Source organism: Sinosporangium album (assembly GCF_900100605.1).
Classification (GTDB): domain Bacteria; phylum Actinomycetota; class Actinomycetes; order Streptosporangiales; family Streptosporangiaceae; genus Sinosporangium; species Sinosporangium album.
Window position 1 is genome coordinate 39,490 of the sequence record NZ_FNCN01000020.1, and the last position, 22,258, is coordinate 61,747.

Annotated in this window: 29 protein-coding genes; 10 read left to right on the top strand and 19 right to left on the bottom strand. The window is 68.7% G+C overall.

Annotated features, from left to right (window positions below):
• Positions 1-128 precede the first annotated feature (128 nt).
• From BLQ73_RS20160 to BLQ73_RS20240, 16 genes are all read right to left on the bottom strand, one after another.
• The gene (locus tag BLQ73_RS20160) at positions 129-1,883 is read right to left on the bottom strand and encodes a hypothetical protein (RefSeq protein ID WP_093172177.1); all 1,755 of its coding nucleotides are present in this window, start codon (positions 1,881-1,883) and stop codon (positions 129-131) included.
• A gap of 224 nt (positions 1,884-2,107) precedes the next feature.
• Complete coding sequence (locus BLQ73_RS20165; protein ID WP_093172179.1) at positions 2,108-3,394, bottom strand: hypothetical protein; 1,287 nt, start codon at positions 3,392-3,394, stop codon at positions 2,108-2,110.
• A 122-nt stretch (positions 3,395-3,516) separates the two neighbouring features.
• Positions 3,517-4,122, bottom strand: coding sequence for a VRR-NUC domain-containing protein (locus BLQ73_RS20170; protein WP_093172181.1), 606 nt, complete (start codon positions 4,120-4,122; stop codon positions 3,517-3,519).
• Positions 4,119-4,874, bottom strand: coding sequence for a DUF4326 domain-containing protein (locus BLQ73_RS20175; protein ID WP_093172183.1), 756 nt, complete (start codon positions 4,872-4,874; stop codon positions 4,119-4,121). The genes BLQ73_RS20170 and BLQ73_RS20175 overlap by 4 nt, the downstream gene beginning before the upstream one ends.
• Positions 4,871-5,914, bottom strand: coding sequence for a DUF5131 family protein (locus BLQ73_RS20180; protein WP_093172185.1), 1,044 nt, complete (start codon positions 5,912-5,914; stop codon positions 4,871-4,873). Before BLQ73_RS20180 ends, BLQ73_RS20175 begins: the two co-directional genes overlap by 4 nt.
• Positions 5,911-6,675 (bottom strand): hypothetical protein, encoded by a 765-nt coding sequence (locus BLQ73_RS34660; protein WP_093172187.1) that lies wholly within the window; start codon positions 6,673-6,675, stop codon positions 5,911-5,913. Before BLQ73_RS34660 ends, BLQ73_RS20180 begins: the two co-directional genes overlap by 4 nt.
• Positions 6,672-7,169: a hypothetical protein gene (locus BLQ73_RS20190; protein WP_093172189.1), complete on the bottom strand. Its 498-nt coding sequence runs from the start codon at positions 7,167-7,169 to the stop codon at positions 6,672-6,674. Before BLQ73_RS20190 ends, BLQ73_RS34660 begins: the two co-directional genes overlap by 4 nt.
• Entirely contained in the window at positions 7,166-7,525 is a 360-nt protein-coding gene (locus tag BLQ73_RS20195; RefSeq protein WP_093172191.1) for a hypothetical protein, read from the bottom strand. The genes BLQ73_RS20190 and BLQ73_RS20195 overlap by 4 nt, the downstream gene beginning before the upstream one ends.
• Positions 7,526-7,546: 21 nt before the next feature.
• Complete coding sequence (locus tag BLQ73_RS20200; RefSeq protein WP_093172193.1) at positions 7,547-8,686, bottom strand: glutathionylspermidine synthase family protein; 1,140 nt, start codon at positions 8,684-8,686, stop codon at positions 7,547-7,549.
• On the bottom strand, positions 8,686-9,033 hold the full coding sequence (locus BLQ73_RS20205) for a hypothetical protein (protein ID WP_093172195.1): 348 nt from the start codon (positions 9,031-9,033) through the stop codon (positions 8,686-8,688). Before BLQ73_RS20205 ends, BLQ73_RS20200 begins: the two co-directional genes overlap by 1 nt.
• A 24-nt stretch (positions 9,034-9,057) precedes the next feature.
• Complete coding sequence (locus tag BLQ73_RS20210; protein WP_093172197.1) at positions 9,058-9,414, bottom strand: hypothetical protein; 357 nt, start codon at positions 9,412-9,414, stop codon at positions 9,058-9,060.
• Positions 9,411-9,827 carry a hypothetical protein gene (locus tag BLQ73_RS20215; protein ID WP_093172199.1) on the bottom strand — a complete coding sequence of 139 codons (417 nt, stop codon included), beginning with the start codon at positions 9,825-9,827 and terminating at the stop codon, positions 9,411-9,413. The genes BLQ73_RS20210 and BLQ73_RS20215 overlap by 4 nt, the downstream gene beginning before the upstream one ends.
• Positions 9,820-10,128: a hypothetical protein gene (locus tag BLQ73_RS20220; RefSeq protein ID WP_093172201.1), complete on the bottom strand. Its 309-nt coding sequence runs from the start codon at positions 10,126-10,128 to the stop codon at positions 9,820-9,822. Before BLQ73_RS20220 ends, BLQ73_RS20215 begins: the two co-directional genes overlap by 8 nt.
• Before the next feature lie 439 nt (positions 10,129-10,567).
• Positions 10,568-10,828, bottom strand: a complete 261-nt coding sequence (locus BLQ73_RS34165) for a pentapeptide repeat-containing protein (RefSeq protein WP_245691219.1) — start codon at positions 10,826-10,828, stop codon at positions 10,568-10,570.
• Positions 10,829-11,344: 516 nt separating this feature from the next.
• Positions 11,345-13,318 (bottom strand): hypothetical protein, encoded by a 1,974-nt coding sequence (locus BLQ73_RS20235; protein WP_093172203.1) that lies wholly within the window; start codon positions 13,316-13,318, stop codon positions 11,345-11,347.
• 364 nt (positions 13,319-13,682) lie between these two features.
• The gene (locus tag BLQ73_RS20240; RefSeq protein ID WP_093172205.1) at positions 13,683-14,015 is read right to left on the bottom strand and encodes a hypothetical protein; all 333 of its coding nucleotides are present in this window, start codon (positions 14,013-14,015) and stop codon (positions 13,683-13,685) included.
• Positions 14,016-14,350: 335 nt separating this feature from the next.
• Here BLQ73_RS20240 and BLQ73_RS20245 point away from each other — a divergent pair, with 335 nt between their 5' ends.
• Together BLQ73_RS20245 and BLQ73_RS20250 are read left to right on the top strand one after the other, a co-directional pair.
• A complete protein-coding gene (locus tag BLQ73_RS20245; RefSeq protein ID WP_176955563.1) occupies positions 14,351-14,761 on the top strand; it encodes a colicin E3/pyocin S6 family cytotoxin in 411 nt (136 codons plus the stop codon).
• Positions 14,762-14,770: 9 nt separating this feature from the next.
• Positions 14,771-15,460, top strand: coding sequence for a hypothetical protein (locus tag BLQ73_RS20250; protein ID WP_143020345.1), 690 nt, complete (start codon positions 14,771-14,773; stop codon positions 15,458-15,460).
• 39 nt (positions 15,461-15,499) lie between these two features.
• On the opposite strand, the gene BLQ73_RS20255 is transcribed toward BLQ73_RS20250, so the two are convergent.
• Positions 15,500-15,745 carry a hypothetical protein gene (locus BLQ73_RS20255; protein WP_093172211.1) on the bottom strand — a complete coding sequence of 82 codons (246 nt, stop codon included), beginning with the start codon at positions 15,743-15,745 and terminating at the stop codon, positions 15,500-15,502.
• Positions 15,746-15,883: 138 nt separating this feature from the next.
• Between BLQ73_RS20255 and BLQ73_RS20260 the strand changes: the two genes are divergently transcribed.
• Together BLQ73_RS20260 and BLQ73_RS20265 are read left to right on the top strand one after the other, a co-directional pair.
• Positions 15,884-16,261 (top strand): DUF4258 domain-containing protein, encoded by a 378-nt coding sequence (locus BLQ73_RS20260; protein ID WP_093172213.1) that lies wholly within the window; start codon positions 15,884-15,886, stop codon positions 16,259-16,261.
• On the top strand, positions 16,258-16,761 hold the full coding sequence (locus BLQ73_RS20265) for a hypothetical protein (RefSeq protein ID WP_093172215.1): 504 nt from the start codon (positions 16,258-16,260) through the stop codon (positions 16,759-16,761). The genes BLQ73_RS20260 and BLQ73_RS20265 overlap by 4 nt, the downstream gene beginning before the upstream one ends.
• Before the next feature lie 17 nt (positions 16,762-16,778).
• Here the strand turns inward: BLQ73_RS20265 and BLQ73_RS20270 are convergent, their stop codons facing one another.
• Positions 16,779-17,255: a hypothetical protein gene (locus tag BLQ73_RS20270; protein WP_093172217.1), complete on the bottom strand. Its 477-nt coding sequence runs from the start codon at positions 17,253-17,255 to the stop codon at positions 16,779-16,781.
• A 214-nt stretch (positions 17,256-17,469) separates the two neighbouring features.
• On the opposite strand from BLQ73_RS20270, the gene BLQ73_RS20275 reads away from it, so the two are divergent.
• From BLQ73_RS20275 to BLQ73_RS20295, 6 genes are all read left to right on the top strand, one after another.
• Entirely contained in the window at positions 17,470-18,648 is a 1,179-nt protein-coding gene (locus tag BLQ73_RS20275) for a helix-turn-helix domain-containing protein (RefSeq protein WP_093172219.1), read from the top strand.
• 358 nt (positions 18,649-19,006) lie between these two features.
• Positions 19,007-19,141: a hypothetical protein gene (locus tag BLQ73_RS34665; RefSeq protein WP_275936303.1), complete on the top strand. Its 135-nt coding sequence runs from the start codon at positions 19,007-19,009 to the stop codon at positions 19,139-19,141.
• Positions 19,134-19,940: an SAM-dependent methyltransferase gene (locus BLQ73_RS20280; protein WP_093172221.1), complete on the top strand. Its 807-nt coding sequence runs from the start codon at positions 19,134-19,136 to the stop codon at positions 19,938-19,940. Before BLQ73_RS34665 ends, BLQ73_RS20280 begins: the two co-directional genes overlap by 8 nt.
• Before the next feature lie 470 nt (positions 19,941-20,410).
• Positions 20,411-20,950 carry a tetratricopeptide repeat protein gene (locus BLQ73_RS20285; RefSeq protein ID WP_093172223.1) on the top strand — a complete coding sequence of 180 codons (540 nt, stop codon included), beginning with the start codon at positions 20,411-20,413 and terminating at the stop codon, positions 20,948-20,950.
• Positions 20,928-21,341: a tetratricopeptide repeat protein gene (locus BLQ73_RS20290; protein ID WP_176955564.1), complete on the top strand. Its 414-nt coding sequence runs from the start codon at positions 20,928-20,930 to the stop codon at positions 21,339-21,341. The genes BLQ73_RS20285 and BLQ73_RS20290 overlap by 23 nt, the downstream gene beginning before the upstream one ends.
• 81 nt (positions 21,342-21,422) lie before the next feature.
• Complete coding sequence (locus BLQ73_RS20295; protein WP_093172227.1) at positions 21,423-21,647, top strand: hypothetical protein; 225 nt, start codon at positions 21,423-21,425, stop codon at positions 21,645-21,647.
• A 27-nt stretch (positions 21,648-21,674) separates the two neighbouring features.
• On the opposite strand, the gene BLQ73_RS20300 is transcribed toward BLQ73_RS20295, so the two are convergent.
• The gene (locus tag BLQ73_RS20300) at positions 21,675-22,148 is read right to left on the bottom strand and encodes a hypothetical protein (protein WP_093172229.1); all 474 of its coding nucleotides are present in this window, start codon (positions 22,146-22,148) and stop codon (positions 21,675-21,677) included.
• Positions 22,149-22,258 lie beyond the last annotated feature (110 nt).

The window sequence follows — 22,258 nt, forward strand, 5'->3', positions numbered from 1 at the left end:
ACCACAAAGACAGGCAGTAAACGGCGGCGACGATCTTCAGCTTGTTTGTTTTTCCGCCACCCCGGACAGAAAGTTTGTAACGATCCAAAACCAGAGTCAACCAGCGTGGCCTGCTCTGCGTCGCCCGGTCATCCGACCAGCAGACGCCCCCGCTTCTTCGGCTTCCTCGGCGCCGGCTCGTACGGACAGTGCAGAAGGGCTTCAGCGCGGTCGGGGCTGGGCAGCCCCCGCTTCCGCATCGCTTTCTTCGGCTCGACCTGCGTGTGCCCGGTAGAGCGGTCGAGTTTCTTCGGGCCGCTGAGCTGAGCCTTGGTCTTGTCGTCTACCCGCAGTCTGAGCCGTGTCCGCCCCTCTCGGTCCGGCTGGAGCAGGGTGCGGCCGGCGATCCACATCTCGTCGCGTTTGATGTAGGGGCGTAGCAGCTCCGAGTCGGCGGACCGGCCGGGCTCCTCGGCGACGTTGACCGGCACGATCTCCGCGTCGTGCATTCCTTCCTGCCGCCACCGCTGCAAGAGGCTGACCACGCCCCAGCCGACGCCGATGGTGTCGATCTTCACCCTCACCTGCGCCTTGGTGCGGAGGCGCAGGCGCAGTCTTTCGGCACGGTGGATCTCCCGCAGGACCTGGTTGGCTACGGTGACCGCGTCAGCGTTGTCGGCGCCGGCGCTGAAGTGCTCGATCGTCGCCAGGTCCCCCACCAGGCGGGCGATGACGAACTCGTCGCCGCCGTCGGAGGCGACGTCGACCCCGAGCCGGATCCACGCGCCGTAACCCACCACCCACTCGTCCTGCTCCTCGGGCAGATCCAGGTCGCATAGCCGCACCCATTCGTCGCCTTCGGGTTCCTCTTGGTCGGCGGCGGCGTCCACCCAGTCAGAGGGGATCATCTGGTCCTTGGTGCCGCGGGGGAAGCGGGCGTGGACCTTGGCGATGACGTACGGCGAGGTGGGGCCGTGGTCGCGGATCGCCCCGTCGATCCACTCCTGATCCACCAGATGCGAGGACACAAGGTGGCCCTGCTCGCCGGCGGGGCAGCCGCACACCTGGTCGCTGATGCGTTCGCCGGTCACGGAGGGCGAGTCGGTGGCCGCCAGGGGGATGGTGGTCACCTGGGGGTAGCGGTAATCGTCTCCGTCCCCGCACAGCTTCTCAAACCACGATCGTTCCTGGTCGGTCGGCGGGTTCCCGATCGCCAGCATGCGAGCGTTGCTGCCGGTGAGCAGGTTGCGGGTGGAGCGTCCGATCACCGGGCCGATACCGCCCGCCTCGTCCACGATCAGCAGCAGATTGCTCTCGTGGATCCCCTGCATACCGGACTCGTCGTGCTCGACCGCGGTGAATCCGTAGGCGACCACCACGTCGACGCCGTGCCGGTCGGTCATCTTGTACTGCACCTGGTCGCACGAGCCCGGCAGGTTCGCCCGCGCGACCGCGCGCCGGATGTGCGGCCACATCTGCCGGTACACCTGCCGCATGCGGGTCGCCGTGGTGATCGCCAGCGCCGTCCCCACCGGATACACACTCGTCCAGTACAGAACCGCACGCGCCGCGAGGTGAGTTTTCCCGAGGCCGAACCCGGCGGGGACGGCGACGGTCTTGTGGGTGGTGATGGCATGCAGGATCTGCTGCTGCTTGGACCAGAGCCGCTCCCCGAGTACCTGCTCGACGAACCCGACCGGGTCTCCCAACCACAGACTGTAGGGGGTGCCGAGTTCCCGGCCGGCGACGGCGAGGATCTGGACGAGATCTCCGGCGGCGAGGAGTCCGAGGGTGCGACGGCGGACCTCGGGCGGGTAACCCATCAGGTCCGACAGCATCCGGGAGGCGATCTGGGAGTCGCCGCGTGGGAGGGTGTGCGGCTGCGGCACGAGCAGGGCCGTCACGTGCGGCCCGCCGATGGTGTGTGGACCTGGTCCGCGGGCCTGGGTGAGCTGTGGCGGGATGCGGATGGGAGGGCGGCCCGCGTGTGTCGCGGGCGCGCCGTCCACCTGCCCCCCGCCGCGTGCGCCATGATCGGCAGCGTGGCGGACGGTGAGGGGTTATGTCCCGGTTCGGCGATTGGGCCGCGCCTGCTGGGTTGATCGGCTCCGCAGGGACGGTCCGGGTTTTAGGTGTCGAGGGTGTTCCACCAGGCGCGGGCGGCTTTCAGGTCGAGCCGGCCGTTGTCGAGGCGGACACCTGCCGGCAGGCCCGTGCCCTCGCGGGTGCCGAGGCGCCCTTCGGCTTTGCGGAGCTGGTAGCGCAGCCGTTCGGGGGTGGTGCCCAGTTCGCCTGCGGCGTCGACCAGGGACACGCCGCGGGTCCGGTCCGCCCACCAGGCGAGGACTTTCGGCCCGTCGTACAGGTCGCCTCCGCCGGGCCGCGCCTCCGCCGGGAAGGTGCCGTCGGTTTCGGCGGCGCGGATCGCGAGCCGGAACGCCTTGATGCCGGTCCCGACCTGAGCGCAGAGTTTCGGCAGGGTCGTCAGTCCTTTGCGTCGGCTCCACCAGGCCGTGAACTTGGCGGGGTTGACGGAGCCGTCGGCGGCGATCACCTCAGAGGTGAGTTCTCCCTTGTCGACGGCTTGCTGCACGGCGCTACGCACGGACTCGTAGGGTTCTCCGACCTGTTCGGCGGCGCGGCGCAGGGAGATGCCTGCCGGGGCGGCTGCGACGACGGGCATCTGCTGCCACCACTGCCGGACGGGGCCGGGCCGGTAGTGGCCGTCGTCGGTGCGGCCGTCGGCGGGGAACGCCTGCTCGTGGCGTGCGCGTTCGGGGGCGCTCCAGTAGCGGATGCGTTCTTTGAGGACGAGGCGCGGCACGCCGAGCATGCGGGCGATCTCGCCGAGGGTGGCGGAAGCGTCGCCGGGGGTGGCGGTGCGGAACCGATGGACCGGCCGGAGCGGGACGTCGGCGGCTTTCAGGTCGCCGCGGATCGTCGACGCCTCGATGTCGAGGTCGGCGCTGATGTCGGTGATCTCGTGCTGGCGGCCGTCGAGCTGGCCGGTGTAGAGGTGTGCGATGTCGGTGCGGCGGACTTCGCGGGCGCCGTCTTCCAGCAGTTTGAGGGTGTGCAGGAGGGCGGCTGCGGTGTCGCGGCGGCGGGTCGCCTCGTCGTGGTCCCAGTCGGGCAGTTGCGCGACGATCTCGGCCTCCTGCTCGGCGTCGGCCGGCGCTGAGGGGGGCGGGAACACGGTGTAGACCTGGACCCCGCTGCCTGCGACGGCGCGGCGTTTGGAGATGCCGTGCCGGTGGTGCAGTACCCAGGCTGCGGTCGCGAGCGCTTTCCGCTGTTCTCTGCCGGCGCCGAGGGCGTCGGTGACGGCGCGGTGGGCGTCACGGACGCGGTCGGTGCTGGACGGCTTGCCGCGCAGCTCGGTGAGGATGCGGTCGGCGTCTTGCGGGGTGGTCACGGCGGTTCCTCGCAGGGGGTGCGGTCGGTCGGGGTGCCCTCCTCCACTGTTCTTCTCGGCGGGCACGTGGGGCGGCGTTCTACCCCACCTGATGAGGGTACACGGTATGGCTTGAGTGACTTCTAGGGCGACGGCGGCGTGAGGGGGTTGGCGCCGGTGGCGAGTTCGCGGTGGATCCGGCCTGAATACCAGTCGGCCGGAGTCCAGACGGCGGTGTCGACTCCGGCGAGTGTGAGCGCGTCGAGCCATTTCTGCTGGTCGACGGTGGGGCTGTACCGCTTCTGGTTCCCGGCTTTCTTCAGCTCGCGGACCAGGAGCTTGCCAGTGACCGGATGGAGCAGCACCAGGTCGGGGAACCCCTTCGGGGAGTGCTTGCTATTCCATGTCCAATACAGGAGCCAGCCGTGGTAGCGGGCGCGGGGCTTGATGTAGTTGTCGCGCAGGGTGGCCTCGGTCATCGCCTTGGCGAGTTTGGCCTGCTTGTCGGCCGGCAGGTGGTTGAAAGGGATGTTCAACGCGGTGAGCAGATCCACAGGGCGTCTCGCCTTCCTGGGGTAGGTGTGCCCCGGGGCGGCGGGGTTTTCCGCGCCGCCCCGGGGCGGGTCTACGGGGTGAGGGTGAGCGGCTCCCACATCGCCGCCTCTGTGGACGTCCTTGCTGAAGTAGTTGCCCTCGTGCGCCATCGCGCAGTAGAAGGGGTGGTCTACCTCCCACAGGTGCGCCGTCACGACTGCTCACCGTCCCGGTTGGCGAGGTCGAGCAGCGCATCGCCGCAGCATGGCTTGTCCGCGTCGCAGGTGCAGGCCAGGGGGCGGCCCTTCAGATCAGGTAGGCGGGCGAGGATGTGCGCTCGCCGTTCGGCCAGGTGCGGCCATTTGGTGTCGGCGTCGGTGAGGGTGAGCCACTTGCGGTACAGGTCGACGACGTGGATGCGGGCGTCGTCTTCTTGGAGGGCGAGCTGGTTGCCTATCGCCCATTCGACGGTGAACGGGTTGGCGAACGGGGTGGTGTCGTCGACGAGCCGGGCCCCGTCCGGGAGCCTCGCCCCGGCCGCGACCTGTTCGGGCCTCGCCACGCCGACCCGCATCGGCGTGGCCCCGTCGGGGGTGGTGTCGCTGAGGGGGCGGATCCGCTGCCAGTCGTCGTGGAACTCCTGGCGGCACAGCGCGCACACCGCCCCATCGTGAGTGGTCTGCATCTCGCAGAACCGGCAAGCGGCAACCTGGCCGCCGCGGCGCGGCGGCGGGCAGTCCTTCACCGCGTCCACACACGTGGGACACAGGCCCGCGGGCAGGGCGGACGGGTCGGCGTCGATCAGAGGCTCGGCGGGGACGACGGCGAGCTGCTCGCACGCGGCCAGGGCGAGCACGTTCGGCTGCGGGGCGATACCGAACAGCGCGGGGAACACGTGCCGTGTGGCGGGGTCGGCGGTGGCGTACGGGCTGTAGGGGTTGGGTGCGAGCGCCTGCGAGGTCGTCACTGCTGCTCCTGCGAGGGATGAGGGTTGGGGTACTGGTCGTAGGTGCGGCCGTCGAGCTGGCGGCCGGCGTTCTTCTTCCCGACGCGCGCCATCAGCCACGTGCGCGGATCGGACGGCTGGTGGCCGACGGCGATGTAGCCGTCGGATTCGAGCTGGATCACTTCGCGGCGTCCGTGGACTTCGAGGGCGACGGCTTCCATGTGGGCGTTGTCGGCTTCTTCGGTGTCGCCGTACAGGGGGCCGACGGGTGCCCATTCGCCCCACTGTTTGAAGTGGAATGGCACGTCTGCGTCGGCGCATTGGTCACGCAGGCTGCGGAACCAGTCGGGGTGGGCTGGTCGTGCGCCGGGGCCTGACTCGCCTCCCGCGACTATCCAGTTGATCCGCTGGATCGGTCGCGGGCAGGGGCGGAGCGGAGAGCAGTTGTGCGGCAGGGTCTTGGTGAGGTCGATCGGCCCTAGCAGCGGCTCTGCGGAGATCCAGCGCACCGCGGCCGGGGTCTGGAGCAGGGCGGGGATTCGGGTATCGGCCCACTGCTGGTTCTCCACGCTCACGCCGATATGGACGTTGGGGAGTGGCCACCAGTCGTCGGGGCGGTCATAGGGGTCGTACTTTCCGTCCTGGTCGTACGCCCATGCGTGCTCGTACACCTCCTTCTGGAACTCGCGGTCGTTGAGTAGTGACCGCATACGGGCGTGCTGTTTGGTGAGCACCTGAAAGACATGCCGCTCGGTGGCCGCCATACGTCCGAACGCTTGAGCGATGTGCTCGCCGGGGATGTCCTCATTGAACAGATCTGCGAGTGAGTTGACGAACACGCGGCGGGGCTTGCGCCACTTGAGCGGAGCGTCGAGCCGCTCCGGGTGCAGGACCAGTCCGGTCGACGCGCCGATCTCGGGTGAGTTGAAGTGTCTCTCGGCCATGCGGAACGGCGGGGTCCGCTCGATGTAGCAGTGGCGGCACCCCTCCGAGACGCGGGTGCAGCCTGAGGCGACGTTCCACGTGGTGTCGGTCCACTCGATCTGTGTGCGGGTGCTCATGGTGCCTCACCCTCGCGGCGGGCTCGTGCTGCCTCGGCGCATGTCCGGCAGACGTGGCGGTGGTCGACGGAGAAGGCGTCGATGATGAAGCTCTCGGAGAGTGGCGTCAGGGTGTCGCACACTTTGCAGTAGTCGCTGAGCATGTCCCGCAATCGGGTGAGCTGTTCAGCGAACGTCACGCGCTCGGAGGGGGACATGTCGGTGATGAGCCGTCTTGCCTCGCTGGGGTCGTCGCTGAGGATGGCGAGGAGGGCGCCGGTCTCGGTGAAGGCGTTTATTGGGGTGGGCATGGGGGTGCGGCTCCGATTTGTGGTGGGGCGGGGATGGTGGAGGTGAGGACGGGCAGGAGCAGCGCGGAGCCGCGGCGGGTCTCGTCGTGTGCCCATACCAGGGCGCCGCTGCGGCCGCCGGTCTGCCATGGGGGCGTGTGGAAGGCGTTCTGCCACGGGGCCAGCAGCGATTCGGAGGCGGCTGCGGTCGGCTGTGTGGTCGAGGAGGGGCAGCATGCGGGCGGCGGCGTCCACGGTGAACCCTTCGGAGGCCCGCCGGGGGGTGAGGGCGGTGTTGGGGAGGATGCTCCAGGCGCCGTCGTGGGGGCGGCCCAGGGCTTCCCACGCGGGTGGGGAGATGAGGGCGCAGCCGTAGGGCCATGCGGCGTACCGGTTGCCGCCGCCGTTGGTGGTGATGGTGACGGCGGCCGGGTTGCCGGGGGTGGTGGCGGCGCGGGCGAGCCGGTACACCGTGGTGGAGAGGGTGATCACTGGGTGTTCTTGTCGGTGAGGTTGAAGCGGCGCAGCAGCTCGGTGGCGAGTTCCTCGTCGCGGACGGGCGCGTCGTGGGCGAGGTGGATGTCTCGCATGGCCTGGACGAGTTTGTCGACGTGGGCGGGGTCGGGGTGTGAGGCGGCGTGGGCGGCCATCCGCGCGAGGTGCGTGGCGATTTGGGCGGCGATGTGGGCGGGCGCGCTTCGGACGCCGGGCTTACCGCAGTCGCAGACGGTGTGCAGTTCGACGGACCGGCCGTTGGGGACGAGCCTGCCGTAGCTGCTGCTGGTGGGGCGGGACGGCGTGCGGTCGTCTCTGGTCAGCAGGACGAGCGCCAGTTTGTCGGCGAGTTCGAGGGTGTCCAAGCAGACTGCGCTGCGGACTCCGTCCTCGGAAAGGACGCGGATGATTGTTTGGTCCCCGTGCCGGGTGACTTCGAGCTGGTCGTTGTCGCCGTCGGTGTGGGTGAAGATGGTGATGAGGCTGGTCACGGGGCGATCACCTTTCTGATGGCGCGCAGGGAGCGTTCGGCGGCCAGGGCTCGGGCTTTCCACGAGTCGCGCTGCTGCTCCAGGCGGGCGACCGCGCGGGCGGCGTCCGCGATCAGGTGCGACATCGGATCCGGCGTCTTCGGCTTGGCCGTGTGCGATGACGACAGGTGGGTGCGGACCTTGCCGACCATCGGGTCGGTGTAGTCGCATTCCGTGCAGCCGTACACCTTGCTGGCGTCGGCGAGGACGAGGGTGCGGATGCGGGTGAAGTACACCGTCCGGATAGGGCCGTTGAGTGGGCTTGGGGTGGGCTCGTCGGACACCACTTCGATGCCGTCGACGTGGGTGGCGGTCACGCGCAGGACCCCTCCTTTCTTTCAGGTGATGAGGTGGGGGACGAACGATGAGGTGTTGTCGGTGATCAGGCCGCGGGTTTCGCGGATGCCGAGGCCGGCGGGCTGGTGGCCGACGACCCACGCGCCGAGCACGGGGTGGTGGCCGTCGAAGTCGGGCAGCGGCCAGAACTCCTGGTACACGTGGCCTTCGGCGCCGTAGTCGCCGCTCTGGTGGGTGGTTCCGGCGGGGGTGACGATCTTGATGGAGGCGCCTTCTCGGCCGAGTAGCGGTTTGGCGACGTAGGACTGCATGTCGCGGGGGCCGTCGAGGTAGGCGGGCAGCAGGTTGAGGTGGCCGGGGAACAGCTCCCACAGCAGGGCGAGGAGTGCCTTGTTCGACAGGAGCATCTTCCACAGCGGCTCCACCCACGGCGTGTCGGGTTGGGCTTCGACGGCGGCCGGGCCGAACTCGTCGGCCACCGCCCATTCCCACGGGTACAGCTTGAAGAGCGCGTCGATGGGGCGGCGCTCGTTGTCGACGAACCGCAGCTGGCCGGTGTCGAAGCCGATCTGCTCGACGGTGAGCATGTGGGTGTCGATGCCGGCGAGGGTGGCGGTTTCGGCCATGTAGGCGGTGTTGAGGGCGTCCTCACCTGAGGTTTCCTCGCCGGTGTAGGCGAGATGCAGGAGGGTGCGGCCGGTTCTTCGCCATTGGTCGACGAGGCGTTCGTGGATGCTGTTCCACTGGTCGGCCTGCGAGTGGGTGTCGGTCATCCAGTGCCACTGGATGGCGGCGGATTCGACGAGGCTGGTGGGGGTGTCGGCGTTGTACTCCAGCAGCTTGGGATGGGCGCGGCCGTCGTAGCAGAAGTCGAACCTGCCGTACACGTGCGGGTCGCGCCGCTTCCAGGAGGCGGCGATCGGCTTGTGGAGCCAGTCGGGGATGCCGAACTCGTCGAACCGGTTGTGGCGGATGACGTGGTCGACGACGTCCATGCACATGGCATGCAGTTCTTCGACCACGTCTTCGAGGTCTTCGACTTCGGCGAGGGAGAAGGTGTAGTGGACTGATTCGTCCCAGTACGGGCGGGCGGTGGCGGAGAGGTCGGTGTGGAACGCCAGGCCCTGGGATTCGACGATGTGCTGCCAGCCGGGACGGGCGCGGCCTTGGATGCGCTGCATCAGGAGCCGCTTCCGGACTTGCCGCTGCCGCCGAACCCGCCGGTGATGACCTTCCCGGAGCGGGTGGAGATGTTGCTGTTCGACGGCTTGGTCATGGTGCCGCCCGTGATCCGGCGGGTGGAGCTGTTGTGGGTGCCGCCGTAGATCCACACGAACGACGACGAGCTGCTGCCGCCGCGGTCGCATTTGTCGTCGTCGACGACCTTGTAGGTGCCGTCGGCCTGCCGGATGACGCAGTCGGCGGTGACCGTGGACTCGTCGGCGCAGCCGGTGAGGAGGAGGGACAGGGCGGCGACGGCGGCGGCGGGGACCGACGCGGACGATTTGCGGCGGGTGGGGGCTGCCATGGGGTGGGCCTTTCTTCCGGGGTGTCAGGGGTTGCGGTGCCAGCGCATGTGCGTGATGTGGCCTCCGGCGGTGGTCGTGACGGTGGGCTGCATGGCGTCGGCTTCGTCGGCGCAGGCGTCGGCGAGGAGCTGCCGGTCTTCGGTTTCCTGCCGGGCGGCCTGCTCGTCGTCGAGTCGGCGGAGTCCGTCGGCGAACCAGCGGCTGTAGGGCTTGCCGGGTTCGGCGTCGGTGGTGTCGAGGTCGGCGAGCTGGCGGCCGTGGGTGAGGCCGAGCTGGTATGCGCAGGCGGTGTGCATGCGTTCGCAGCCGGGCCAGTGCCGTCCGCCGGGGTCGAGGCCGGGCGCGGCGGGCAGCGTGTACTGGGTGGGGTGGCCGCTCATCCCGCCTTCTTCCTGCTGGCCCGTTTGCGGGTGCGCTGGTAGACGCGTTCGGCGATCTCGCATGCTTCGCATGGGGGTTCGTTTCGGGCTTTGTGCCGGTTGAAGGCGGCGTGGCTGCCGCATTCGGCGAGGGGACGGCGGCGGGTCTTGCGGTCGAGTCGGCGGACCTTGGCGAGCCGCTGGGCCGGACCGGTTTCGGGGTGGGTGTGCCAGGCGAGCAGGTCGAGGGTGGGGACGTCGACGGGGATCATCGCCGCGAGGACGACCGGCAGCGCGTCACGTTCCTCGCTGGTGAGGTCGGTGAGGATCTGGGCGGCGGCGTCGGGTCCGTCGTCGCGGACGGTGCAGGCGAGCATCGAGGCGACGCCGACGAGGTGGAGGGCGAGGGCGTCGCGGTCGTTGCGGTCACTCATCGGTGGTGGTCCGGTTGCGGGCGAGCAGGCGGCGGACGTGGTCGGCGTAGGCGCTCCGCTGCGTGTCGGTGACCGGGACCCGCTGCGACGGGGTCTTGATGAGCGCGTCGGCGACACCGCGGAGCCGGTCGTCGTCCTCGCGGGTGGCGCGTACGGCGGTGAAGATGAGCTGTTCGTTCCAGGGGCAGCCGACGATCTCGTCGGTGATCTGGTCGGCGTCCCAGTCGGGCCGCATCTGGGCGATGAGCGCGATGAGTCCCGCGTAGGCGGGTTTCGCTCTGGGGTTCCCGCTGCTGGTCATGGGTGGTGTTCCTTCCGTGCACAAAACCCCGACACGCCGCTTACGGCCGGAAATTCACTCAGAATATATCTCTAATTTTGAGTGTCGTCCATTCGGTGTTGCGGCGTGCTTGTGAGGCACGTGAAGGAAGCTAGGAAGAAAGGAGTGCTTGCGTCTCACTCCGATTGAGCGGGCAGCGCAAATCCGCGCACGTTGCGTTCGATTACGAGCACGCGGGCAACCTCATGGCAGGGCCGGCCTCCGGGGAGGATGAGTGCAGAAATTAGCGGTAGCACTCTCCGTGGCAGAGATGACTGAGAGTGCAGGCGCACGATCCGGTATGGCCCCCGCCACCGAAGATGTCCCCAGCCCCAAAGTAGGTTCAGGGCAATAGCTCGCCACCTGCGAAAATATGGCGGCCGAACCGGACTGAATCGCCGGTCTGTCGGGTCCGGCTCCATCAGCGGAACTTCGTGTCCTGATCCACTTTGGCCACCGCCCGCACTTCTTGCTCAGTCACGCCACTGATTCCGCGTAGGTCTGCGCCGCGCAGGTCCACGTCATTCAGGTTCGCGTCGCGCAGGTCCAGGCCGCGCAGGTCCAGGCCGCGCAGGTCCGCGCCGCTCAGATTCGCGGCGTCGACGAGCAGGGGCAGGTTCCGGTTACACCGATCCGCGGCGGACGTCTGGGCGAGGAACGGCGGTGCGAGCAGCCGCGACACGATCGCATCTCGGCTCAGCCGGGTGGCCTGCCAGCTGTGTGGGCTCCGCGCGAGGAAGGAACCTCGTCCACAAAGCCAACACCTCAACGCTGAGTGCCAAGGCCGGGGAACCGCGCTCCGGTTGCCGTCGTCACCGGTCCGCCTTCCCGAGCAGGACGTCCAGGCTCGCCGGCCGCTAACGCAACGTCGGCTGGTCTCGGGCGGCTTGGTCACCGCCTCGATGCACCACTCACATCGCGGACCGTGTCCTCATCGACCTGCACGAGACTGGAGATAACGGGCACCATGTTGCTACCGGCCAAGGCGAGCAGGAGCATCGCCCCCGGTGGCGCACCGTGCTGGTCGTGCCGCGCCGGGACGACCCGCTGCAGCTTCTGCCCTTCCTGGTTCGTGAGCCTACGGACCTGTCCTGTTTCGTCACCTGGCCTCCCGAGCGCCGATCGAACGTGATCTGCCCACCCAATCGGCACATGTACGCCAACAATGATCGTTTCCGTGGCAGGTGGCGCTGCCTCTCTAGAACCAGGCAGTGGGCACACAGTTCGGCGGGCCGTGGGGCTCGTCTTCCATCCATGGCGGCGGGCCCGCGTCTGCGACCTGCTGCAAGGGGATCGGATGGTCGCCAAGGTCCCCGCCGGCGTTGTTCAGGCCCCAATGGTTCGCTTCGGCGATCTGGAGCCATTTGCGCCATTCGACGCGCTGTTGCCGGTACTTCTCGACGAGCTGGGCGAGGCGTTCGGGGATGTCGAGCTGCTCGGCCACCCTGTCGGGGTCGCTGGGGCCGCGGACCCAGCCGCCGTCGCGCTTGACGGCCAGGCCGTACTCACCGAGGGTGCGCAGCGCCGTGGTGGTGCCGGTGGCCGACAGGCCGGTCTCGGTCTGGATGTCGATGGTGCGCAGCGGCACCGCGGCGTCGAGCCGGTCGTACACGAGCGCGGCCGGCCCGCCGAGCTCGCGGAATACCGGATGCAGCCCGCCGAGTTTACCGGGCCGCCATGTGCGCCACGCCGCGGTCTCGGCGTACGCCTGCGGAACGATGAGCCGGTAGTAGTCAGGCCACTCTCCGTGGTGGGCGGCGACGTGGTCCACGAACGCGTCGGGCTCGTCACGCAGGTCGCGCAAGGCCTTGGCGACGGTGGACTCGTCCAGGCACGCCGCGAGGGCGAGGCTGCGGACTCCGAACCCGATGACCGTGTTCGCCGACAGCTGCCCTGCCTTGAGCATCGCGCTGAGCACCCGCCAGTAGGTGATGGCCTTCTTCCCCCTCCATCGTCCCGCCCTGATCGCCGCAGCGAGAGCCGAGTCCCACGCGCGGAGCTTCCGGTACTCCCCCAGTTTTTCGGTATCGGGTGTGATGCGGCGGATGTCCCATTCGACGCCGCCCGCGAGCACGACCTGGTAACCCCCCCGGTGGGCAGGCCCCCTTGTGTGGATATCGCGGTCGAACTCACGTTCGGATAGCCAGGTGACGGCTTTTTGCCAGTCGCGATCGATGGCGTCCAGGCGCTGCCGCTCGGTGCGGTACCGGGCGTAGAAAGCGGCTTGTCCTGGCCAGGCGCCGCTGTTGAGGCGCGCGGTGTAGTGCTCCTTGCGCCAGCCGCACGCCACCGCGCCGGAGACGACCGCCTGGCGGGCCTCGGAGTCCGACCGGTAGACCCCGGCGCCGGTGACGCCTTGCGGGTAGCGGCCGGTGCGGGCGATGTCCTCCAGGCGCGGGGACAAGGCCGGTAGGGGGCCGTCGGCGCGGGGCAGCCACGAGTCGTCGTTGTCGTCGACGCGCACCAGGTGCGGCGTTCCCCTGGCGCGTGTGGTGTCTGCAGGGCCCCTGTCACCGGGAGCGGGTGCGTACGGGAGGGCGCTGGGGGATGCCGCGGTGGCGCGAGCGGGCAGGTCGGCCTCGGCGGCCTCGATCTCGGGCGCGAGGGCGGCCCACAGGTCGTCCCACACGCCGGACCCGTTGGGGTGGTCCAGCACATGCTCGACGTGGGCGAGGGGGGTGGTGAGGTGGCGGTGGCCGCCGCGTTTGGTCAGCGCCCCGGGGACGGTGATGAGGCCCTCGTTGGACAGCATCGGTTTGGGGTCGAACGTGACGTATCGGCGGGCCAGCGCGAGGACGATCCACCGCATCTCCCCCAGGTGGATCGTCTCGGTGAACGGAACGTAGGCGTGGCGTCCGCCGGTCGGTGCGACGTCGGCGAATCCGTGGCCACCGCAGATCTGGATCAACCCGGCGAAGTCCGCGGCCTCGGCGGCGACCAGCGCGGCCGGGTCGGTGGCGCCGGCGGCGACGGCCGCCTTCACATCGAAGTCACCCGCGAGTAGGCGGGTCTTGCCGTACTCGTAGATGTAGACGGCGGCGGCGTACGGGGGCAGGCTGATGGTGAGGGCGCGTTCGCCGTCGCGGTATTCGTGGCCGTTGCGGGCGATGCGGACACGGCCGCGTGCCCCGATGCGGGGTGCGATCGCTGCCCATTCGCGGGCAGCCGTCACGACGCCGGGTGCTGGTTCCGCGGTGCGGGGCTGGGGTATGGGGTTGTCGGAGGATACGGCAATGCCGGGCCAACCCGATTGCGACACGCCGAAATCGGGCACGAGTGGCAGAGCCGCGGAGCAATGCATTATTGTTGACTCCGAGACTTCTGGACACCGGCACGTCGAAGGCCCCAGCGTCCACTCACACGAAAGTGCGGGTGCCGCTAGGACCGGCGCCGGGCCGGATGTTCCTGTGAGAGGGCCTCTGCGTTTCTGCTTGGCGGTAGAAGGGCGCAGGGGCTCTCTGCTTTTTGTGTGGGGTCCGCCAGGGCGGCGGTGTCATGTGAGAGTTTCTGGCTCCTTTCGCGTTGCCGTGGGACGGCTACGCGGCGGCGTGCGAGTCGATGACCGGCAGGGCCTCTTGGGCGGAATGCGGGGCGCGCAGCCGCGCGGCCCGCTGAGGGGTCCGGCGCTTCGGCGTCACCTTGCCGGAGCGGCGAAGGTGCGGCGGAGGCAGGACGACCTGCCCGCGCATGAGCGAGGTCAAGTAATCGGCGGCCTCTTCGGCGTCGGCGAATCCGAAGGTGTCCCACCTCCCGTGGGCCAGTGAGACGGTGAAACCAAAGTAGTCGCTGAGGGATTCGAACCCCAGCGTCTTCCAGACCTCTTTGGCCTCGTCGTAGACGTCCTGCCCGACGCGGAGGCTGCCACGCACTCCGTCCTTCTTCGGTCGTCCACCCTTCGAATTCGTACTCATGGTGGCCGACCCTACAGGTTCCTGATGCAGAAACGGCTTGATTTGGTGGGCGTGTCGCGATCGTTGCACGATGTTGATCTAGCTGGTGTCCCCGCATTGATCAACCGCGTGAGGAGGGTGTCGGACGGCTAGGGTCTGAATTGTGACCGCCGTCCCGGCCGCCCGCTCCGGTAGAGCAATGATCCCTTCTGGACACTTTCAGACTCCACACGATCAGCAGTTCAATGCGGAGTTGATCCAGCACACACAGTAACCGCTGTGTGGTCGCTGACATGTGTCCGAAGGAGACTCCCATGCGCAAGAGCATCCGCGCCGTCCTCTCCTCCACCGCGTGCCTGGCCTCGCTCCTGCTCGCCCCCGCCGGCTTCCACCCTCCCGCCGCAGACGCCAGCGCGAGCAGCGTCATCGCCCCGGCGAAGCCGAAACCGCCGAGGAACCAGCCCCCGGCTGCCCCCCAGCCGGCACCCAGCGGCAGGACCGTGAACTCCAAGTCGCCGGCGACCTCCCCGTTCTGGAACAGGCTCCGGAATTTCAAAGCAGGGGCAAGGCACGACGACAAATATGTGTACGAGTGGGACTACCTGCACGGAGACATCGAGAGGTTCAACAAGAAGACCAGGAAGCACGCGGGTAGCCTTGAGCCCGTGAACGGCACGCCCTACAAGCCTGCTGTCCCGACGCACCGCCCGAAGACTAAATGGTAGGGATAGTAGATGACATTCGTTCAAGACGTTCTAGATGGACGCAGATCGATAGACGACTACGAGAACTTCAAAACTGCCTGGGAGGAATTCCCGCCAGAAGATGAAGAATTCCATAATGCGGTCGGGATGCTGTGGGCAGAGAACATCATGTGGTACAGGGAGCCCGAGGTGCTCCCATATGTCGTCGCCGCACGCCGACAAGGCCAGAACCTGCTCCAATACGTGACGGAGCGCAAGGACGCCGACCTCACGGCCTGGAGGCTGTGGGACCTGGCCCAGCGACGGTTCCAGAAGGAATGGCTCAACCCGGACGTCGACCTCAACATGCCGACCGGTGAAGAGCCTGAGCCCGTCCACCGAACCAGACCCATAGGCGAAAACTTCATCCAAGATGTCCTCGACGGGCAGGCCACGTCCGAGGATTTCGAGGACTACGTCACCGAGTGGCACAACACGGCGGGGAGTGTCCCGCTGCATGAGTGGCTTGGCCTGCTGTGGCCGGAATATGCCATAGCCAGCACCGATGAAAAGGCCCTCGACTACATTATCGCCGCGCGCCGCCGGGGCCAGAACCTCCTTGAACACCTCAAGGAGACCGTGGATAGAACGGCGCTGGAGGTCTGGGCGGAAACAGTGAAATACGCCGAGCAATGGCGCACCCCGGAGCGGTCTCCCTCCCCCAAGGCATATTGGGGCTGAGGCATCGGCGCGGGCCTGCGGCCCACGCCGTACTGAGCATCAGGTGTGGCGGCGGGGCACGCGGCTGTAGTCCTGGCCGTCCACGCGGGCGACCTCTTCTGCGGGCACCCGCCGCTCCACGATGAACATCCTGTTGTCCAGTGTGTCCGGCTCGGGTCTGCTGTCGGCCCAGTAGATGTCGGCCAGCCACACGCCGAGGTCGGTGAGCCACCATGCGCGCAGCCACGCCGGCCGATGCCTGTAGGCCACCAGCGGAGGCAGCGGCGGCAGGTCTGAACTGGGCATACCTCAACACTAAGTCGAACAGGCGTTCGGGGCTTGAAGGTGTCTAGGGATTCACACACTCCCCCACCCCAGACACTTACAGTTAGGATCGATGGCGCTTCGTAGTTAACGGCGTCGAATTAAAGGGGAACCGCCACCATGCTCAAGCGTGCCGCGCTCGGACTCCTCATCCCACTCCTCATCGCGGGCACAGCCGTAGCCGCGCCCCCCGCAACCGCATCAGACCAGCACATCGCGGCATCGGCGGTCGCGGACAAACCGCGGCCCCCGAGAGGAAAACCCTCGAACGACGGATGCGGCCAGCGGCCCACCTACATAGCCGGCTACACCACCCACGCCCGCCAGAGGCTTGCGGAACACCGCATCGGCGAGGACCAGGTGCAAGCCCTCGTGGCGGACAGGAACGCCCGCACCCGCCCCGGGCACACCCCCTGCACCTGGAGGCTCTCCAACGGCAGGATCTGGGCGGTCATCAACGACCGCGCGGGCATCGTCACCGTGGGTCCCGGCTCATGAGTAAATCCCTCGCCCGTTGGGAGATCCCCGTCTACGCGAGCTGGGAGACAGACCCCGACACCGACGTCGGATACCTCGCGTTCACCTCCGAGCGGACGCCGGGAGGCATCGCCCACCAGTCCCACATCGAAGACGACGATGAGGTGTTGCACGCCGCGGTGGACTGGTCGGCCGGCAATCGACTGCGCGGTGTCGAGCTGCTGGGCGCGCGCGAGATGCTCCCGGCGCCTCTACGCCTGTCGGCCCCGCCTCCGTCTGCGGGACAGCCTCACGTTGAATGGCGCGGCGTGGGCTACGTCCGGCTGGAGGAGGCTGGCGGAGCGTGGATCGCGTTCACGCCTGAGCAGAGACGGGAGGAGTCGGCCTCCCGGTCCCTGGCGCGTGACAAGAACGACGTGCTTCTGGCTGTGTTGCATTGGTCGGAGACCGGGGAGCTGCTGGGGATCGAGCTGGTGGACGCGGAGAGTTCGCTGCCGCCGTCCTTGGCAGGGTGCCTCTAATCCTTGATCACTCGGGTCTATTCCCGTGTGGCGCCTTCGGGCCAGATGACCGTGACCGGTATCCCGCGGGCGTGCGCCTCGGCGACGACGTCCGCCGTGCCGCCCCGCCCGGCGGCGGGCTCACCGTCCCACACCGCAACGAGCTGATCCACCGCCCCCAGCAGCGCGTCGTTGGCCGCGACGTACGCCTCGCGGTCGGCGTGGTCGTGGTCCATGGTGTGGACCACGACCGCTTTGCCGAGCAGGCGGTCGAACTGGTCGGCGTGGTCGGGCCTGACCTTCGTGTCCCGGTAGTCGCGGGATGGCAGCACCACTTCGAGGGTCCCCCCGGCCTCGATGACGGCCTCGGCGAACAGGCTGTCGGCGCCGCGGGCGATGCAGGAAACGCCGACGATGTCACCGCCGATTGTGGTGAGATGGCGTTGGAGCGCCTCTGACACCAGCAGGGCTGTGGGCCCGGTCAGGTTCATGTGTCCGGTGACGCCGATGCGCATCCGACGGTCTCCTTCGCCTTGATCGTTGATCGGTCTAGACGGACAGTGTCTCGCGGACGCGGAGTTCGGCTACGGCCCGCCCGCGGCGTGTGGCGAGGTCGCGATATCCGCCCGGCCGGAAAACGACAAGGAATAACGGGCAAACCCCTAACGTAAACGAGCCCTGCACATCTAGCCTGGGAATGTCGGTTACCAGGGAGAAGGCAGGGCCAGCATGTCCGACGTTAACACGCAGAACACCCTCGCCGCACGGGTGCGGACGCTCCGCAAACGATGCGGTCTCAGCCAGACGGGACTGGCCGAGCAGGCCGGCGTATCGGCCAGCCTTATCAGCAAAATCGAACAGGGCATAATCCCCGAGACCACTATGGCCACCGCGCACAAGCTGGCTCGCGCCCTGCGCACCAACACCAGCGAACTTTTCGCCTCCTCTCTCCGCGAGGCCGAAAGCGAGACTCTGATCGACCACGTATGGAAACCCGTCGAGCAGGCCCTGAACGGGACCCTGCCCCCGGTGAACGAAGACCCCTCCCTGGACGACATCCAACGTCGCCTCAGGGCCCTCAAGCCACTGCTCGCCGAGAACCGCTACCGGGAGGTGGCCCTGGAGCTTCCCGGGCTGATACGCGATGTCGAGGCCCTCGACGACGTACGCACCCCGCGCTCGCGGCTGCTGAACGTCGCTGGATGGATGTTCGTTCAGACTCACCAGTACGCGCTGGCGGAGATGACGCTGAAGCAGGCCGTCGACGCGGCCGAGGACCGGCTCGACGCGGCCGCGGCGGTTGTGACGCTGGGCTGGATGCAGCTTCGGCACGGCCGCCTCACCGAGGCCCGCGAGCTGTCCGTCAAATGGGCGGACGCGATCGAACCCCGGTTCTCCCGGGCCACCACGGCGGAACTGGCGCTGTGGGGCAGGCTGCTGATCAGGATCTCCGGTGCGGCGGTACGCGACAACCGGCCGGGAGAGGCCGAGGACGCCATCCAGCTCGCGCGCGCGGCCGCCGTACGGATCGGGCGCGAGATCCAAGCCGACAGCTCCACCCATAACACTTTCGGCCCGGCGACCGTGCAGATGATCGTGGCGGAGAACGCCTCGATCGGGGACAAGTACGACAAGGTGTTGACGGTCGCCGAACGCATCCCCAAGAAGCTGCTCCACGTGAACGGGTCCGGCCGGAACCGGCACCGGCTCGACATCGCCAACGCCCTGCTGGCCACCAAACGCCCCACCGAGGCGACAGCGGTAATGCACGACATATACCGCACATCGCCCGAATGGCTGCTTAAACAGCGTTACGCCCGACGGATTATGGACGGCATTGTGTACCGGCGCCGAAGCCTCACCCCGGAAATGCGGGCCCTGTCCGAAGCGCTGACCATCACCGGGTAAACGGCCCCAGCCTGCTATTTCGCACGCCATTGACAGTTCCGGCGGGCGGTAGACCAAACTGTCAATGACACCGTGCAACAGAAGAGTTACGGTCGTCCCGTGTCCGCCGCCAAAATTTTTTACCTCATTCCCGGGGCTGAGGATGCGTCATAGACAACGCGCCTTCAGCCCCGTAAGACAAAGCGCCGACGAGCGAGCCGCGGTACCTCCCTCCGTTGCCAGATTCGCCCGCCTGCTCCGCGCACATCGGTTGCCCGCGCCCGTCAGACGCGCCGGCGGCAAAGCTCTCGCCGCCGTGTACGGCCGCGAGCCTCTCCGGGCCGAGCCACCGTCCGCCCCCGCCACAGCTCCTCTCACTATGCAGGAAGTGCGTCTGGTCGCCGAGAGCAGATCCGTTCTGGGGAGCATCACCTTGGCCCCCATCACCGACCAACTGCTGATCAAACTTCGGGACGGGCTGAACGAGCTCGACGCGGGAGGCCCGCGTGGATGAGCTCCATGACCTCGGCCCGCCCCTCAGCGCGTCCACTCCGAACGTCGCCCGCATCTACGACGCCCTCCTGGGCGGCAAGGACAACTTTCCGGCCGACCGCGAAGCCGCCCAGAGACTCATGCGGCTGATGCCGGACGTGAAGGCCGCCGCACAACTGAATCGCGCGTTCCTGAAACGCGCGGTGCGGCGCCTGACCCACGCGGGCATCACCCAGTACATCGATCTGGGGTCCGGCCTGCCGACCCAGGAGAACGTCCACGAAGTCGCCCAGGCGGTCAACCCCAACGCCAAGGTCGTCTACGTGGACCACGACCCGGTGCCGGTCACCCACGGGCGCGCGATCCTCAAGGGCACAGGCGTGGTGATGCTCCACGCTGACATCCGTCAGCCGCTCACCATCCTGCACGACCCGGTGGTGCGGGACACGATCGACTACAGGCAGCCCGTGGCGCTGATCGCCGTAGCCGTCCTACACTTCCTCGCCGACCCCCACGAGGTGCTGCGGTGCTTCGCGGACCGGCTCGCGCCCGGCAGCCGCCTGGTGCTGTCGCACGGCACCAGCGACGGCGCCGACCCCCGCACGGTCGCAGAGGGCAAAAGCATCTACAAGCAGACGTCAGCGCCGGTGTACCCGCGGCCGGCCGCGGAGATCGCGGCGATGCTGGAGGCGTTCGGCACGGTGGATGAGCCGGGCCTGGTGCCGGTGACCGACTGGCATCCCGACCCCGAAGCCTTCCCGCCCGCGCCGGTGCCGTGGCTGCTCGTCGGGACCGCCACCAAACCCCCCGGGACCACCTGACCAGGTCCCGGCGGTAACAGCGCGGCGCGGCGGAGGAAGAAAGGCGTGTACTCCGCCGTGCCGTCCCACCCCCCGCACACCGGCGATCTCAATCACGTCTGGAAGCGCCGGCGGGCGGGCGGCCGAGGAGCCCCTCGGCCACACCGCACGAAAGTGAGTTCGTGCGGCGGTGCGGCACCGGTCGCCGACGGCCGGTGCCGCACTACACGAGCAGGCGCGCACTCGCGCCAGGTGAATCCCGCGTGTCGGCCTGAGGGGGTCCGATGCGCGGGCGGCCGGTACGGCATCGGCCAGAGGTAGTGAGCCGTACCGGCCATCCCTGGAGGGGCGCGGATCCCGCGGGATCCGCGCCCCTCCTTCCGCCCGGCTCCTCCTCCCTGCGGGGCCGGGCGGAAGGAGGTCCGGCGAATCTTGCAAGCCCTCGCGCCGGGCCCCCGTGCCCATGTCCGCACGGAACGGAATGGAGAGCTGTGACCAACACCGCGACGCTGCTGGAAGAGACGGTCAAGAACGACTGGAGGATCATCCCCGACCGGGCGCCCCGTGTCGGGCCGCTGTACGCCGCGCTGACCGGCGCCCCCGACGCCTCCGACACCCAGGAGGCGCTCACCTGGATCAGCGGCAACTACACCCGCCTGCTCGCCGCCGTCGAGGACAACAGGCACGCCGAGGAAGGCTGGCAGTTCGCCGAGGCGCTGCACGGATGGTTCGTGACGTGCGGTGCTCAGGCGGACCGGGTGCGCGTCTACACCCTCGGGTTGGAGTCGGCGCGGGAGTCGATGACGCCGGAGGCCACGCCTCAAATGCTCACCGGGCTGGCGTCGGGGCACATCGGCACCCGGGACTACGCCGCCGCGCGGCCTGCCGCAGAGGAAGCGCTCAGCCTCTGGCAGGAGTACGGCCACCAGGCGGGGCAGGCCGCTGCCCTCGGCAAGCTTGGCGTGATCGCCACGGGGACGGACCGGGCGGAGGAGGCGCTGGAGCATCTTGGCGCCGCGCGCCATCCATGAGGCGGCGGGCCGCGTCCGCGGGGTGGTGCTGACCCGGCAGCGGGAAGGTCGGGCGCTGCTGAAGCTGGAGCGGTTTGACGAGGCGCGGGAGACCCTTGAGTCCGCCCACCTCGCCGCTGCTTCCGCGGGTGAGGAGCGGCTCGCCGCGCAGTCCCTGACCAATCTGGGCCAGGTGCATCTGGCGCAGGGCCGCCACCAGGCGGCGGTGAGCCCGCTGCTGGCCGCGATCGCCACTCTCACACGGCTGGGGGCGGCGCGGCCGGAGTCGCGGGCGCGTGTGGCTCTGGCGGATGTCTACGCCGCCCAGGAGCGGGAGGAACTGGAGCGGGCGCTTGCCCTGGTGAGCGGGGACGACCCGGCCGCCCGCGACATCTGGGCGCGGCTGGGTTAATGCCCGAGAGGGGGCGGCGGGGCGGATCGTCCGCGCGGAGTTCACCGCCTCGCCGCCCGCTCAACAAAGCAAGGAGGACCAATGCCGGAACCTGCCCCCGAACAACCGGACAGGAAACCCTCGAAACGGCCGCGGTTCATGGACTGGCGGGAGGAGGTCGCCGCCGACAAGAAACGCCGAGCCGAGGCGGGCCGTCAGCGTGAGCTCGCACGCATGCGCCGGCACCACGGCGGGCGAGGAGGTGCCGCAGTACTGGATCACCACCGCGCCGAGCGCCTGATCTGCTCTCCGGAGTGGTCCGCATGACACCAGCGGCAGGCGGTCGGGCAGGATCTAGTCGCCTTCCCCGGCCCACAGCCCTGCCCGCTCGGCGATGCCTTGCGCGAGGTAGCCGTAGGACGGGGCCAGCTCCGGCAGCGCGCTGATGTCGGGCCTGTCCCTGGCGGACCGGCCGAACAGCGTGAGGCCGCGGAGGCCGTCCGGCATCTCCTCGACCGTGCCGTCGGACAGGACCCGCACCGCCGGTCGTCGCCGTGGCGGATTTCCCAGGTCATGGGCATCTCCTCGGGGTCGCATACCCGGGTGCGGGTTCTCCGGCTGCGCCTTGACGGGCAGGTGCACGCAGCCGGGCACCACCTCAAGCGCCGCGACCCGCCGGCCGTGCCCTCGGTCCCCGGCACCGATCGGCTCCCGGAGGCGGGCCTCCACCCGCCCGCCCGGGACCGGGCGGCGGCACCACGGGCACCGCACCACGCGGTGGCCGAGGTCGAACGCAGCACCGGGAGAGGTGGGCACCTGGCGGGTCACCCGGTCATCATGACGCCGCCGCACATCCGACACGCCCAAGACCGCAGACCTCCGACGCGCGGACTGGACAGGTCAGGGCACGCCCGGGCCTTGGCGGCCCTCCCGCTCCC